At 62.1% G+C, this 15,155-nt stretch carries 9 protein-coding genes and 1 pseudogene; 4 read left to right on the forward strand and 6 right to left on the reverse strand.

The features are described from left to right. Window positions 1–253: 253 nt before the first annotated feature. The 4 genes from U0023_RS31445 to U0023_RS31460 all read left to right on the forward strand — a co-directional run bounded on the left by U0023_RS31445 (window position 254) and on the right by U0023_RS31460 (window position 5,893). Entirely contained in the window at window positions 254–784 is a 531-nt protein-coding gene (locus tag U0023_RS31445; protein WP_009490341.1) for a (2Fe-2S)-binding protein, read from the forward strand. After that, window positions 781–1,797: an FAD binding domain-containing protein gene (locus U0023_RS31450; protein ID WP_009490519.1), complete on the forward strand. Its 1,017-nt coding sequence runs from the start codon at window positions 781–783 to the stop codon at window positions 1,795–1,797. Before U0023_RS31445 ends, U0023_RS31450 begins: the two co-directional genes overlap by 4 nt. Before the next feature lie 5 nt (window positions 1,798–1,802). After that, window positions 1,803–4,031 (forward strand): xanthine dehydrogenase family protein molybdopterin-binding subunit, encoded by a 2,229-nt coding sequence (locus tag U0023_RS31455; protein ID WP_322883904.1) that lies wholly within the window; start codon window positions 1,803–1,805, stop codon window positions 4,029–4,031. Between the two features lie 542 nt (window positions 4,032–4,573). Continuing rightward, window positions 4,574–5,893, forward strand: a complete 1,320-nt coding sequence (locus U0023_RS31460; RefSeq protein ID WP_009490339.1) for a family 1 glycosylhydrolase — start codon at window positions 4,574–4,576, stop codon at window positions 5,891–5,893. Window positions 5,894–6,063: 170 nt separating this feature from the next. Here U0023_RS31460 and U0023_RS31465 read toward each other — a convergent pair whose 3' ends face one another. The 6 genes and pseudogenes from U0023_RS31465 to U0023_RS31485 form a co-directional block, all read right to left on the reverse strand. After that, the gene (locus U0023_RS31465; RefSeq protein ID WP_154660966.1) at window positions 6,064–6,264 is read right to left on the reverse strand and encodes a hypothetical protein; all 201 of its coding nucleotides are present in this window, start codon (window positions 6,262–6,264) and stop codon (window positions 6,064–6,066) included. Window positions 6,265–6,398: 134 nt separating this feature from the next. After that, window positions 6,399–6,732, reverse strand: a pseudogene (locus U0023_RS35825) (Dps family protein); the annotation flags it as partial. Between the two features lie 170 nt (window positions 6,733–6,902). Beyond that, window positions 6,903–8,636 carry a ubiquinone-dependent pyruvate dehydrogenase gene (poxB, locus tag U0023_RS31470; protein WP_009490336.1) on the reverse strand — a complete coding sequence of 578 codons (1,734 nt, stop codon included), beginning with the start codon at window positions 8,634–8,636 and terminating at the stop codon, window positions 6,903–6,905. A 937-nt stretch (window positions 8,637–9,573) separates the two neighbouring features. Next, entirely contained in the window at window positions 9,574–12,738 is a 3,165-nt protein-coding gene (locus U0023_RS31475) for an efflux RND transporter permease subunit (protein WP_009490334.1), read from the reverse strand. Then, complete coding sequence (locus U0023_RS31480) at window positions 12,735–13,880, reverse strand: efflux RND transporter periplasmic adaptor subunit (RefSeq protein WP_009490332.1); 1,146 nt, start codon at window positions 13,878–13,880, stop codon at window positions 12,735–12,737. The genes U0023_RS31475 and U0023_RS31480 overlap by 4 nt, the downstream gene beginning before the upstream one ends. Before the next feature lie 129 nt (window positions 13,881–14,009). After that, the gene (locus tag U0023_RS31485; protein ID WP_322883905.1) at window positions 14,010–14,990 is read right to left on the reverse strand and encodes a catalase family peroxidase; all 981 of its coding nucleotides are present in this window, start codon (window positions 14,988–14,990) and stop codon (window positions 14,010–14,012) included. Between the last annotated feature and the right edge of the window lie 165 nt (window positions 14,991–15,155).

Here is a 15,155-nt window from a genome sequence, read left to right on the forward strand (position 1 = left end):
TTCTGAAGCCTACAACTTCGGCGAACTGGTGATACACGGTCTTGAGACTACCTCAGGGAGCGCCACAGGCCTTCTCCCAGACAAGGGTGGCATTGATCGCTCCTGAGCGGCCTGACATCGATGTGACGGTGTCTTGACTTCACCGTGCGGTAGGCAGAATGTAAATCAATGGTAGCGTGATCCGGAGCAGGATCCGTACGACCTCTCCGCCACACCGCGTAAAGTGACAACGCCGTCTGGTTGGACGATCCCCATGGACAAGCCCTTGCGAGAGGCCCGAGAGGGCCAGCACAGCCTTTCACTGCCCCCAAAGGTTACAATCACGCTTCATGTCAACGGCGTGGCGTGCACGCTGACCGTTGCCCCTTGGACGACGTTGCTCGACGCGCTGCGTGAAGATCTGGATCTGACTGGCACCAAGAAGGGCTGTGATCACGGCCAATGCGGCGCCTGCACGGTGCTCGTGGATGGACGCCGGGTGACGTCCTGCCTCGTCCTCGCGATCAGGCTGGAGGGCGCTCAAGTGATCACCGTCGAAGGATTGGAGAAGGATGGTGCCCTGCACCCAGTGCAGCAGGCCTTCATCGACCACGACGCCTTCCAGTGCGGCTATTGCACGCCCGGCCAGATCATGTCGGCCGTTGCTTTGATCAGTGAGCGGAGGGCGCATAGCGCTGACGAGATCCGCGAACTGATGAGCGGGAATATCTGCCGCTGCGGTGCGTATCCCAGGATCGTCGCGGCGATCCAGCAGGCCATGGCTGTCATGGGGGGCAAGCCATGATCAACTTTCAATTTTCCCAAGCGACCGACGTTGGCGACGCTCTCCGACAGATCGCAGCCGATCCGGACGCCAGCTTCATCGCAGGGGGCACCAACATCGTGGATCTGATGAAGTACGATGTTGAACGCCCCGGGCGGCTCATCGACATCTCGCATCTGCCTCTCAGGACTGTCGAGGAAGCTCCGAGCGGGGGCCTGAGCATCGGTGCGCTCGTGCCGAACAGCGACTTGGCCTACCATCCACTGGTCGAAGCGCGCTATCCCTTGTTGTCGAGCGCGATCCTGGCGGGTGCGTCGCAGCAATTGCGCAACATGGCATCGACCGGCGGAAATCTGATGCAGCGCACGCGGTGCCTGTACTTCTATGACACGGTGACCCCATGCAACAAGCGCGATCCCGGCAGCGGCTGCTCTGCAATCACAGGCATCAACCGCATCAATGCCATCCTTGGGACGAGCGAAGCCTGCATCGCGACGCATCCGTCCGACATGTGCGTCGCGCTCGCGGCGCTCGAGGCTATGGTGCATGTCGCAGGGCCATCCGGGGAGCGCGCGATCCCCTTCGCCGATTTCCATCGCCTGCCAGGCGATACCCCGGAGATCGACACTAACCTCGCGCCGGACGAGATCATTGTCGCCGTCGAACTACCGCCTAAGGGCTTCGCTGCCAACTACAGCTATCTGAAGATCCGGGATCGGCTGTCCTATGCATTTGCACTCGTGTCGGTCGCGGCGGCCCTGGAGTTCGAGAATGGGCGCATCAAGGAAGCGCGGCTCGCACTCGGCGGCGTGGCGCACAAGCCCTGGCGGAGAACGGAAGCCGAAGCGGCCTTGCAGGGCGAGGCTCCTGATCGTGAGGCTTTTGCCAAAGCAGCCGACATCCTGCTGCAGAATAGCCGTGGCTTCGGGCACAACGATTTCAAAATCGGCCTTGCCCGTCGTGCGATCGAACGCACCTTGACGCAGGCCGCGCGTGGCACGCCTCAAGTCCAGGCCATCAAGAAGATCCGGTGACTGTCATGACCTATATCGGCACCGCCACATCCCGCGTCGATGGCCATGCGAAGGTCACGGGCGCGGCAAAATACGCAGCAGAACCCAAGGCCGCCGACCTTGCACACGGCAGCGTCGTCACATCAACCATCGCCAAGGGCAGAGTCGCGCGCATCGACGTGAGCGATGCCTTGCGGGTCGACGGCGTGATCGACGTACTTACCCACACGAACCGGCCTCGGATGGCCGACGGCGACAGCGGCTATAAGGACGATTTGGCGCCAGACGGTTCGCCGTTCCGGCCTCTGTACGATGACGCGATCCTGTTCGACGGTCAGCCGGTGGCGCTGGTTGTGGCCAACGATCTGGAGACCGCCCAGTTCGCGGCGTCCCTGGTTCAGGTCGACTACCACGAGGAGCCGCACGTCACGGACATGCAACGCCAGCGTGATGTGGAATCTGTCTTGAAAGCTGCTGCGGAACCCGGCTCGAGCCCCTTCGCCCCACCAAAGCCGCGCGGCAACGCCAAGGCAGCACTCGCGGCAGCGGCCGTGCGCCATCAAGGCGAGTATTCCGTCCCGATCGAGCATCACAACCCGATCGAGCTCTATGCCTCGACCGTGATGTACGAGCCTGATGGCAAGCTTACCGTCTACGACAAGACCCAGGGCGTTCAGAATGTCCAACGCTATCTCTGCGGCGCGCTCGAGCTCGCACCGGGCAGCGTCCGCGTGCTCTCGCCCTTCACGGGCGGAGCGTTCGGCTCAGGGTTGCGGCCGCAATATCAGGTGGTGCTGGCCGCCTTGGCGGCGCTCGCATTGAAGCGCTCCGTACGTGTCGGGCTCACCCGACAGCAGATGTACGGGCTCGGCTATCGGCCGGCCATGATCCAGCGGATCGATCTCGGTGCGAAAGCCGACGGAACTCTGGAGGCGATTTCGCACGACGCGGTCACCGTGACCTCGCAATACGAGCACTTCTACCGGCAGGAGACCGGCTGGTCCGGCCTGCTCTATCGGTGCCCTAATACGACATACGCGCACAGGCTCGCGCCCCTTGACCTTCCAACCTCGTGCGACATGCGTGCGCCGAGCGCGGCGACGGGCGTCTTTGCTCTTGAATGCGCCATGGACGAGCTCGCGTTCGCGCTCGGGGTCGACCCGCTCGATCTGCGACTGCAGTGCTATTCGGACCGTGATCAGATCGCCAACCGGCCCTACAGCAGCAAGAACCTGCGTGAGTGCTACCGCCGCGGCGCCGAAGCATTCGGCTGGGACAAGCGCAACCCCGAGCCGCGCTCGATGCGTGATGGCAGCGAGCTGGTGGGTTGGGGTATGGCGACCGGTGTCTGGGAGGCATTGCAGGTGCCGATCGCGGTGCGCATCGCGCTCACCGCCAACGGTCACGCCGAGGTCTCGTGCGCGACCTCCGACATCGGCACCGGGACATACACGATCATGGCTCAGGTCGCAGCCGACATGCTGGGCCTCCCCCTCGACAACATCAGCGTCAAGCTCGGCGACTCGACGCTGCCGCAATCGCCCGTCGAAGGCGGATCATGGATTGCAGCCTCAGTCGCCAATGGAATCATGACGACCTCCGAATCGATCCGTCGTGAACTATTGAACCTCGCCAAGCAGGTGCGGAATTCGCCACTTTCGGACGTTGAGCCCGATGACGTCCGGCTCGCTGACGGCAAGATCGTGGGCAACAAGGACCCGGCCCGTGCGGTGTCGATTGCGGACGCCATGCGGCAGGGCGGAATCGATCGCATCGAGCGGGAGGAGACAACGCACTTTCCCAAGAACGAAGCGCATTCGCACAACACGCATTCGGCCGTCTTCGCCGAGGTCAAGGTAGACGAGGAACTCGGGGTTATCCGGGTTACCCGCGTCGTCAATGCGGTCGCTGCCGGGCGCATCCTGAACACCAAGACTGCCAGCAGCCAGATTCTGGGCGGGGTGGTATGGGGCATCGGCATGGCGCTGCACGAGGAAGCGCTTCTCGATCATACCTTCGGCCGGGTCATGAATGCCAACATTGCGGAATACCACGTGCCGGTGAACGCTGACGTACACGACATTGAGGTGATCTTCGTCGACGAGCCGGACGATAGTATCAATCGGCTTGGCATCAAGGGTCTTGGCGAGATCGGCATCGTCGGCGTTGCAGCAGCGATTGCTAATGCGGTCTGTCACGCGACGGGAAAGCGCATACGCGACCTACCCATCACGTTGGATAAGATTCTGCAGTAAACCAGAAGGCCGCCAACATTATCTCAGGCGCGCCCTGTGTCTTGTTTGATACATAGTCCGTTCTCGAATCTGCCTTGTCAGGTCAGATACGGAACGTCCGGTAAGGCACTGGGCTGAGCTTATCCTTCTATCCGTTTTCGTGCGCAAAGCAGACCTTCATTCAGCCCGCTCAACGTTACACATTGACCGATGCTGTTGAAAAACTCCCCTGCGGGATACTGGGCATCTACAGGTGGTATGGAGCTGCTTAAGAGGCCACTGCATCAGGTATGCTGTTGCTGCTGAAAACAAGGAAATGAGAGTCTTTCAACAGCATCGACCCCTTCCCGACATTCACCGCGAGTGCGGCGAGACCTCATGGATGCCTCCGGTGGAGGCGGCCCCATATCACCATTACCCCCAGAATTTGCCAGCAGATGGGCCTCTTGGTCCTGAGGCTCCCATATTAAGCCTTGCACGCGTTCGGTCCGCCTCGCCCCCATTTAGCCCCCTTGGTGATCTAGGGATGTTAGTCGAGCCAACCCGCGAACAAGGGTGCTGCGATGACCCGCTTCATGTTTGCGACCGGAATTGAGAACTCCTATCCTACGATCGACGGTGGCCGTACGCGGCGGGACCAGTTGGAGGAGTGCCATCACTACGAGCGCTGGCGTGACGACTTCGACCTGGTCGAGGATCTCGGCATCCATTATCTGCGTTACGGCCCACCTATGCACCTCGTCTGGCTCGGCGACGGGCGCTACGACTGGGGCTTCACCGACCAAGCGTTCGCGGACTTGAAGCGCCGCAACATTGTGCCGATCGTCGACCTGTGCCATTTCGGCGTACCGGACTGGATTGGTGACTTCCAGAACCCGGATTTCCCGGAGCTGTTCGAACGCTACGCCCGTGACTTTGCCCGCCGCTTTCCATGGGTGCAGCTCTATACGCCCGTCAACGAGATGTTCATCTGCGCCGTTTTCTCCGCTAAGTACGGTTGGTGGAACGAGCAGCTCACCTCCGACCAAGCCTTCGTCACCGCCTTGAAGGTCATTGCCAAGGCGAATGTGCTCGCCATGCAGGCAATACTGGACGTCCGGCCTGACGCCCTGTTCATCCAGAGCGAGTCGAGCGAATACTTCCACGCCGACAGCCCGGAAGCGATTGCTCCGGCGGAGTTCATGAACGCCCTGCGCTTCCTGGCGTTGGACCTGAACTATGGCATCCGTGTCAATGCCGAGATGTACCGGTACCTGATGGACAATGGCATGACGCCCGAGGAATACGACTTCTTCCTGCACATGCGGCTCAAGGCCCACTGCATCATGGGCAACGACTACTACGTGACCAACGAGCACCGGATCTGGCCCGATGGTACAACCCGGGCCTCAGGCGAGGTCTTCGGCTACGCGGTGATTACGCACCAGTACTATCAGCGCTACGGGCTGCCGATCATGCACACGGAGACGAACTTCCGCGAGGGGCTCGAGGGCGATGAGGCGGTCCTGTGGCTCTGGAAGGAGTGGGCCAACGTGCTGCATGTCCGCAATGCGGGTCATCCGATCGTTGGCTTCACCTGGTATTCGCTTACCGATCAGGTTGACTGGGACTCGGCCCTTCGCGAAAGGAACAACCGCGTGAACCCGCTCGGACTCTACGAGCTAGACCGCAGCATCCGGCCCGTGGGGCGCGCTTACAAGGAGCTGATCGCCGCGTGGCGGGAGGTGCTGCCCGTGTTCAGCCTGTGCTTGCAGGTGCCGGTGGGCCGTCCAAGGGACTTCGATGAACCGCTTGTGCAGCGGGCCATCGAGGAGGCGCGGCAACGGCGAGTAGCCCGCGGGGAGCGCTGCCGGGCAGTTGTAGGATCTGTGACCCGTGACTAAAACCCGAGAAGCCAGCGACGCGGTGAGCGGTATATAGCTTCACGACAATACAGCAGGTGGCAATGGAGTGCGCATGCCCTGATATTCGGGACAAGTGAGTGCTGCTGTCAGCCCTGGTTGAGCGCTCAGGCTCCTCTCGTTCGGCTCGCTTCGAAGAGAAACCGGGCACCTTATTTCTGCAGGCATGCGACGGCTTTTTCGCTCATACGAGCGTCCAGATTGTCGACGATGACCACCTCGCCTTTGCGCAGCATCGGCGCCAATTGCGTCTCGATATACGTGGCAAAGGCCGAGCGGGTGATCGGGCCATCAATGATCCGCGGCGCGCTCAGCTCATGGCATCGTCGCTCGGCAGGAAGGGCCCGCCTCAACAAGCTCTGCGACCCGGACGCGAACATCGAGAGAATAGCAGAGACCCATGCTCCACATTCGAACCGAAGGAGTGAATCACACCGCCGTCTCGCGCAGTGGCCCAAGAACCCGATTTCCAGCTCGATGCTCGGACGCTCGCAACGTCGCCACCCTCCTCGCACATGGCGTGAATTTCTCGTATGTGAGTTATAGGTTGCAGATTGTCATCATGCAGTTCCGCCATCATATCGAATGGTGTCACGTATTCGGCATCATTGTCCAACCTGCGCTGCAGACCGCCGACCTACCAACCCAGCGCAGCGTCAGGCCGCCGAGCTTTCGTATCCGCTCCACAATAGGGTCGGGGCGGCAAATATCTGTTCCCTCCGCTCGTCGATTAGCAGATGACAGTCCCGCAAACGTGGTCCGGACATGTGCTAATGACAATTCTTCGTCTTGACGGGCAGGGCGAAGAAGTCTGCAAGCAACGGGTGAGCGCGGCGGATCTGTGAGATCCAGCCGGATCGCTTGAACGGAAGTTTGCTGCGCCAGGCCCGCACAGGCGCCGCGGAACAGACCCGGCGCAAGCGCCCCGTCGAATTACACTTAAAACGGATAGACCGCCGGTGGCTCATCACTCGACCGCATTTGGCGCCCATCAACGCGGCAGAAGATTGGTCGCTGCGAGATCGACGACCTCGTCGCCGCGTCCGCTCATCACCGCACGCAACACCCAGAGGCTGAACCCCTTGATCTGCTCCACCCCGATCGTCGGGGGCAGAGAAAGCTCCTGCTTGGCCGTCACGACGTCGAGCAGCGCGGGTCCATCATGGGCGAGCACATCGGCAACCGCCTCTGCCAGCTCTCCTGGCTCCTCGACCCGCCGTGCGTGAATGCCCATCGCCCGAGCCATCGCGGCGAAGTCCGGGTTCACGAGATTGGTGCCAGTGTCGAGGAAGCCGCCCGCCTTCATCTCCAGCGCCACGAAGCCCAGGTCACCGTTGTTGAAGATGACGACCTTCACCGGCAGCTTGTGCTGTGTCAGCGTGATCAGGTCGCCCATCAGCATCGTGAAGCCGCCATCGCCCGAGAGCGAGATCACCTGACGCCCGGGCTCGGCTGCCTGGATCCCGATCGCCTGCGGCATGGCGTTGGCCATCGACCCATGCGCCAGGGAACCGACGAGCCGGCGGCGGCCATTCATCCTGAGATAGCGCGCGGCCCAGATGGTCGGCGTCCCCACGTCGAAGGTAAAGACCGCATCATCGGCAGCCGCATCGCTGACGAGCTTGGCGAGGTATTGCGGATGGATGGGCCTGCGGCCGGGCGTGCCCTTAGCAAGGTCGTCGAAACCCTCCCGCGCTTTGCGGTAATGGCGGACAGAGGCGTCGAGGTGTGCGCGGTCGGCCTTGACGTCGAGCTTGGGCAGAAGCGCCTCGAGCGTCGCCCGAACATCCCCAACGATGCCAAGATGCAGTCTGGCGCGGCGCCCCAGGTTCTCGGGGCGGAGATCGACTTGGGCGATCCTGGCATCCGAGGGCAGGAACTGCTTATAAGGGAAGTCAGTCCCGAGCATCAGCAGGACGTCGCAGGCCTGCATCGCGGCATAGCCCGACGAGAAGCCGATGAACCCGGTCATCCCGACATCGTAGGGGTTGTCGAACTCCACCCACTCCTTGCCGCCAAGCGCATGGACAATGGGGCTCTTGAGAGCCTCCGCCAACTGCATAAGCTCTGCGTGGGCCCCGGCACAGCCACGACCGCAGAAGAGCGACACACGCTGGCTGCTGTTGAGCAAGGAGGCGAGAGCATCGATTTCTCGCTCGCTCGGTCGCACCACGGGGACAGGGGGAAGGAGGCCTGGTCTTGGGGAGATGTCCCGGGCCGGGGCCGGTCGCAAGGCCACGTCACCCGGCAGGATCACGACCGCGACGCCTCGCAGGCCGACAGCCGCCCTGATGGCGTTCTCGAGGACGTAGGGCAGCTGCGCGGGTTCGGAGACGAGCTCGCAATAATGGCTGCATTCGCGGAACAGCGCCCGCGGGTGCGTCTCCTGGAAGTAGCCGCCGCCGATCTCCGGTGACGGAATGTGGGCCGCCAGAGCCAGCACTGGTGTGCGGCTGCGGTGGGCGTCATACAGGCCATTGATCAAATGGAGATTGCCTGGCCCGCACGAGCCAGCACAGACCGCGAGTTGGCCCGAGATCTGCGCCTCACCGGCTGCCGCGAAGGCGGCGACCTCTTCGTGCCGAACATGGATCCACTGAATGCCGGAGTACCGGCTCAAGGCATCGGTGATGCCGTTCAGGCTGTCACCCACGATCCCATATATACGGCTTACACCGGCTTCGGCGAGGGTTCGTACGAGACGTTCAGCGACATTTGGGGCCATGACCGTTCCAGACCCGTTCCGGCTAGCCAATCTCCTAGCCGATGTTAATGGCCATCTGTGGGCAGGCACCAGTGCTCATTGCCCAAGGACCGTCCTATCAACCGCAGATTTGATGCATCCAGCTTCGCATGGTGTGATGAGAACCGCATCTCCGCCGCACACAGAAGGAGCCACCACGCCTTTACCCACACCTCAACACGATCTCGGACGATAGCCATCTCATTCCTAGGCCTGGCACAACGTCGTAGGGGCGACATCATCAATATTGCCTCAGTGGTTGCCATCCAGGCGACTAACCGTCCATCAGCGTCGGCTATGATGCTAGCGATGCCTATCTCCTAGCCTTCAGCGAGGGCCTCGACAGCGAACTTACGCCATATGGCGTCCGTATGCAGGCCGTGCTGCCCGGAGTCAGGCGGACGGAACCGTGGGAGATGTGAGGGCTCGACATCAACGCTCTCCCAGAGGACATTCTCATGGAGACCAGTGATATGGTCGATGCGGCGCTTTCCGGTCTCGGTGAGGGAGAACGGGTCACGATCTAGCACTGCCGGACGTGTCCGATTGGGCTGCCTTCAAAACAGCGCGGGCAGCGCTCCCGCCGAACATTTCTCATCGTGTGCCGGGGGAACGCTACGGCCGCCGATGAGCCGATCGGGATTCCGCCAACGCAGAAGTAGTCCCAATCGGTAGTAGCAGGGCCGGGCGATAGCTCCTGTTGAAAGTCTCACAAGACCTTCAACGATCAAGCCTCGCTGCACGAACCCAAACGCGTTAGAGCATCGGACGGTTTGTCGGACCCGCTTGGTTCCGACCTCTGCCCAGGGGGAGGGGTAGGATGTCGCGGATCTCGTCTTTTGGTCCGATGCTCGAGGCGGACAAGGGACGCGGCTATGATATGATCCCCGTCGAAAGGGGAAGCGTGGCAGTCTCTCCCTCATTCTGCTGCGACGCTGTCCCTCACACCGCCGCCGGACGGATCTCCCATGCTGGCTTTGCGACGCGAGCTGATTTCTCGCAGCTTCTGGAACACCACATACAGCATCGGGATCACAAAGATGCCAAAGAACGCGGCAGCGATCATGCCGCCGAAGACCGGCGTGCCGACGGCACGCCGGCTGAGCGCCCCGGCACCTTCAGCAATCACCAGTGGGAGCAGGCCAAAGATGAAAGCGAGGCTTGTCATCATCACCGGACGGAACCGCAACCGTGCCCCGGCGATCGCCGCTTCACCAATTCCCACGCCCTGGAGCCGCTGCTGGAGGGCGAACTCGACGATCAGGATGCCGTTCTTGGCAGCAAGCGCCACCAGCACCACGAGTCCAATCTGGGCGTAGACATCGAACGCGATGCCGGAGAACTTTACCGCCGCAATGGCGCCGAGCACTCCGACGCTGACGGACAAGAGGACTGGGATTGGGATGTTCCAGCTCTCGTAGAGCGCAACCAGGAACAAATAGGCGAAGAGCACCGCAAGGCCGAGCACGATCCCAGTCTGACCACTTGCCGTTTTTTCCTGCAACGCGGTCCCAGTCCATTCGAAGCCGTAGCCAGCCGGGAGTGTCGCGGCCGAGAGCCGTTCCATCGCAGCGAGAGCTTGGCCTGAACTGTAACCCGGCTTAGGGGCACCGTTGATGATCGTGGCACGAAAGCCGTTGTAGCGCACGATTGCCTGGGGTCCCTGCACGAGCCGTGCCTGGGCCAAGGCCCGGATCGGGACCATCGTCCCGGCAGAATTGCGGACGTAGACCCGGTAGATGTCGTCGATTTCATTGCGGAATCCGGGCTCCGACTCGACATTGACCTGCCAAGTACGGCCAAAAAGGTTGAAGTCGTTGACGTAAAAGCCCCCGAGTGACGCCTGCAGCGTATTAAAGATGCTGCTGATGGGGACCCCCAGCACCTGCGCCTTGTCGCGATCAATGTCGAGGGAGACCTGCGGCGTATCTGCCGCGAAGGTGCTGAAGACGCCGGCAAGTTCAGGTTGCTGATTGGCCGTGACGAGAAGCCCGCGCATGACGGCTGCGAGGTCCCTGGGGCTCTGCCCCTGCAGCGCCTCAAGCGCAAATTGGAAGCCGCCGGTATTGCCGAGCCCAAGGATAGGTGGCAGGTTGAACGGGAAGACAACGGCCCCCTGGACGGCGGCAAGCTGCGGGCGCAGACGAGCGATGACCGCATCGACGCTCTGCGCCGGATCGGTGCGATTCTCGTAGGGTTTCATCCGGATCACGAAGAAGGCGTTGTTCGATGAAGCCACGTAGTCGATGAAGTTCAGGCCGACCACTGACAGAACGCGGGCGACTCCAGGGGTCGATCGCAGAATGTCTTCCACTTGAGCGACCAGCTTCTCGGTGCGCTCGCTGGATGCCCCCTCGGGCAGCCGCATGGCGGCGAAGATCGCGCCCTGATCCTCCGACGGCAGGAACCCTTGTGGGGTCACCCTGAACAGACCGAACGTTGCCGCGGCAACACCAGCGACGACAATCAGGCTGACGATGGCGACCCGGACCAGACGGCGCACCAGCGCGGCATATCCGTCTCGAGCGTGATCGATCGCGCCAAGCACGTACTGCATCGGCCCGCGATGGGGCCCGGCACGCTTCAAAAGAACCGAGCATAGGGCCGGGCTCAACGTCAGAGCATTGACCGCAGAAATGATCATTGCGGTCGAGACTGCCACAGCGAACTGGCGGAAGAGTTGGCCACTGATACCCGGGATGAACGCTACCGGAATGAACACTGACAGGAGCACAAGGGTGATGGCGACGATAGGTCCGGTGATCTCCGCCAAGGCCTTCTTGGTGGCATCCTGGATCGAGAGGGTCGGCTCCTCTTCGATCACCCGCTCCACGTTCTCGGTCACCACGATCGCATCGTCGACAACGATGCCGATGGCGAGCACGAGGGCAAGGAGCGATACCGTATTGGCCGAATAGCCGATGACGAGCATGACCGCGAAGGTGCCGATGATCGAGACTGGCACCGCAACGAGCGGAATGATCATCGTGCGGATCTTGCCAAGGAACAGGAACACCACGAGAGCCACCAGCAGGAATGCGATGATCAGGGTACGAACGACCTCGTCCACAGTCGCGGTGACGAAGGTGGTTGCATCCCAGAACAGATCGCTGCGGACATCGTCCGGGAAGCGTTTGCCGAGATCATCCATCACCTCACGCACGTGCCGTGCCACCTCGACCGCGTTGGCGCCCGGGCTCTGATAGATGCCAATCGCCGCCGAGGGGGCGCCGTTGAAGCGGGTGTGGCGCTCCTGCGTCTTGGCGCCCAGATCGGCACGGGCCACGTCCTTGACGCGGACGAGAGAGCCATCGGGGTTCGCTCTCAAGATCACATTCTCGAACTCCTCGGCTCGGGTGAGCCGCCCCTTGGTCTTGATCGTGAGCTGCAGTTGCTGGTTGCCCGGTGCCGGCGGGGCGCCGATACGGCCCACCGCGGCCTGCAGGTTCTGGGCCTGGATAGCGGCGACCACATCGGCCGGCGTCAGGCTGAAGGCTGTCAGGCGGTTGGGATCAAGCCACAGGCGCAGCGAATAGTCGAGGGGACCGAAGAGGCTGGCCTGGCCGACGCCGGGAATGCGGGCCAGGGGATCGATGATGTTGATGGTCGCATAGTTGTTGAGGAACAGCGCATTATGCGTGCCCCGCGGTGCCGAGAGGGTGATGATCTGCAACAGCGCTGCCGACTTCTTGCGGATGACCAATCCCTGCCGCTGGACCTCCTGCGGCAAGAGCGGGGTTGCCAGCTGGGCACGGTTCTGGACATTCACCGTGTTGATGTCGGGATCGGTGCCGAGCGCGAAGGTGACGGTCAGTGAATAACTACCGTCGGCTCCGCTCACCGACTGATAATAGAGGGCATTATCGACACCGTTGATCTGCTGCTCGATTGGCTGAGCGACGGTCGTTTCCACGACCTCCGCATCGGCGCCGGGATAGAGAGTCGTAAGGGAGACCTGGGGCGGCACGATATCGGGGAACTGGGCGACCGGGATCGCCTGTATGGCGATCAGGCCTGCCAGGGTGATGACGATCGAGATCACGAAGGCAAGGCGGGGCCGGTCAATGAAGATGTCCGAGATCATTGGTTGGATGCCTCCGCCGCCAGAACGTTCGCCTGCACGGCCTGACCCGGTTGGACCTTCTGGACGCCATCGACGATCACGTTGTCGCCCTCCTGAAGGCCTGCGGTGATGACCACGTCGGCATCCCGGTTCGGACCGGTTTTGATCCGTCGCTGCTGCACCTTGTGCTGTTCGTCGACCACGAGGGCGTAATAGCCAGTCTGGTCGAACTGCAGGGCCGCTTGCGGAATGACGAGCCGCGGCTCCTCCTGCCGCCGGCGGATCTCTGCGGTCACGAACTGGCCGTCGATCAATTGCCCGTCGGGATTGGGGATCGTGGCGCGCATGATGAGCGTGTCCGTCTGCTGATCGACCTGCGGGTCAGTCAGATTCCAGGTGCCCCGCTGCGGGTATTCGGCGCCGCTCGCCAGGCGGATGCGGATCTCGATCTTGGCGAGGCTGCCGCCTTCCTCGCGGCGTGCCTCGCGAATGAGCTCAAGGTCGCGCACGCTCACCGGAAAGAGCACATAGATCGGATCCTGGCTCACGATCGTCGCCAGCACGCCGCTCGCCGGATTGACGAGGTTCCCGATCGTGTAGGCGGTACGGCTAATCAGGCCGTCGATCGGAGCCCTGATCTCAGTGTAGCCGAGGTTCACCTCGGCCTGGGTGAGTGCAGCCTTCATCTGCAGCACATTGGCCTTGGCGCTGTCGAGATTAGCCTTGTTCTGGTCGACGAGTGACTGGGGCGTGAACTGGCGCTCGGAAAGGGACAGCTGCCGATCATACTGGAGCTGAGCGTTGGTCACCACGGCCTCGGCGGAGGCCAGGTTTGCTTTGGCCTGGTCGACCTGCGCTTGAAACTGAACCTTCTCGATCTGGTACAGGAGGTCGCCGGTCCTGATGGCCTGACCCTCTCGGAACGCGACCTGCTCGAGGAAGCCCTCGACACGGGCCCGCAGAGCGACCGTGCTCACGGCCTTGATGCGCCCGACGAACTGGAAGGATTGGTTTACCCCGCGCATCTCCGCAGGCCGGACACCAACCGCCGGCTGCGGCGCCGGAGCGGTTGCCCGCTGCGGAGAGTTGCACGCCGCCGGTAGCAGAAGACCGAGAAGAGCAGCCGGCCTCCAGCAGAGGGGCTTCCATCGAACCGCAGTCATTGTACCATCTCCGTGTCGGAATGGCCGCTCCGCTTGCCCGGATACAGGACAATCCGAACGGGCATTTCGCCGAGGTCTCATGCTCGTTGCACGGGCACAGCTGCCTTGCCGTATCGGACGCGCACTCGGTCAGGGCGTGCGGCGCGAGAACGATACGGCATAAGCGCTGTCTCGCACGTCGATCATCGGATCGTCCGAAGCCTCAATTCCATCGGTGAGCTGGCCTGGCAGAAACAGCAGCTTCTTCTCGGCTTCAGTGCTGCCCGGAACTGCCTTATCAAGCGTCAGGATGCCGAGCTCCACCACCCTGCGGTCGTCGGGCCAGGGTCGTGCAGGATCGTTTGTAGGATCCCCGGCCGCAGCGAGCTGTGCCTTGAGATGGAAGATGACTGGTCCACGGTTCAGGCGCTCGGGCAACTCCGTCATGAGAAAGTCCGGGGGCTGCTTGGCTGCCTCCGCTGCATTCAAATGCACCACCTGTTCCGGCGTCACCACATAGCGCACCGCTTGGCGCCCGCCGGCCTTGTTGACGAGCACGAAGGCATTGAGGCCACGATATTCCTCATGGGCGAAGCTGTCCGGCGTCGCGATCGTGGCCAGGGCCGCCGGTATCGTGGGATGACTGGCAACGAACTGGTCGAGCTTCGTCGGCTTTGCAGCCTCAGGCGGACTGGCGGCAATGGCAAGAAAGAAATCGCGCAGGTCGGCCGCGGTGGGCACCAGGAAGACCTTGAGCGAGTTCGTCACCATGTCGGTCTCGCTGCCATCCGGCAGGTGGAATTTGAGCGCCATGCCATGCGGATTGGCACCATCCGAGCCATCTGGAATGCTCGGGAGGCCGCTGGAATCCGAGAACCGCACTGTCACTGGGATCGTGCGGCCATCGAACAGAACCGCCCGGCTCAGCGCCACAGCATCGGGGGTACCCTTGAAGTTGCCTTCGACGACGATACCCTTGGCGTGAAAGGCGCGAATTCCAGGATGACTGCCGAACACCTGATTCATCGCGTCCACGACCTGGGTTTCCACAGTCTGGTCCTGCGCCCAGCCAAGGCTGGGCACGGCGACGGTCAGGACGATCAGTCGGGTCAGGAAGGTACTGATCCTCATAGATGCCTCCTGCTGCAACGGGAGCGAGGACTCCCAGCTTCAAGGCGGAATGTGAGGCGTACGCAACAAGGAGTGACCGCAGCTCACCTCAGAGGAGCCGTCCGGCCTCTGCGGCGCTCTTGACCAAGACGATAGGGGCGAGATCGACAGCTCAAGATTGAGCCG

The sequence above is a fragment of the Microvirga lotononidis genome (assembly GCF_034627025.1).
GTDB lineage: Bacteria > Pseudomonadota > Alphaproteobacteria > Rhizobiales > Beijerinckiaceae > Microvirga > Microvirga lotononidis.

What these genes read in the sequence shown, in the direction of transcription:
- U0023_RS31445 (WP_009490341.1), top strand. Translation starts at nt 254, where the DNA reads ATGGACAAGCCCTTGCGAGAGGCCCGAGAGGGCCAGCACAGCCTTTCA.
- U0023_RS31450 (WP_009490519.1), top strand. Translation starts at nt 781, where the DNA reads ATGATCAACTTTCAATTTTCCCAAGCGACCGACGTTGGCGACGCTCTC.
- U0023_RS31455 (WP_322883904.1), top strand. Translation starts at nt 1,803, where the DNA reads ATGACCTATATCGGCACCGCCACATCCCGCGTCGATGGCCATGCGAAG.
- U0023_RS31460 (WP_009490339.1), top strand. Translation starts at nt 4,574, where the DNA reads ATGACCCGCTTCATGTTTGCGACCGGAATTGAGAACTCCTATCCTACG.
- poxB (WP_009490336.1), bottom strand. Translation starts at nt 8,636, where the DNA reads ATGGCCCCAAATGTCGCTGAACGTCTCGTACGAACCCTCGCCGAAGCC.
- U0023_RS31475 (WP_009490334.1), bottom strand. Translation starts at nt 12,738, where the DNA reads ATGATCTCGGACATCTTCATTGACCGGCCCCGCCTTGCCTTCGTGATC.
- U0023_RS31480 (WP_009490332.1), bottom strand. Translation starts at nt 13,880, where the DNA reads ATGACTGCGGTTCGATGGAAGCCCCTCTGCTGGAGGCCGGCTGCTCTT.
- U0023_RS31485 (WP_322883905.1), bottom strand. Translation starts at nt 14,990, where the DNA reads ATGAGGATCAGTACCTTCCTGACCCGACTGATCGTCCTGACCGTCGCC.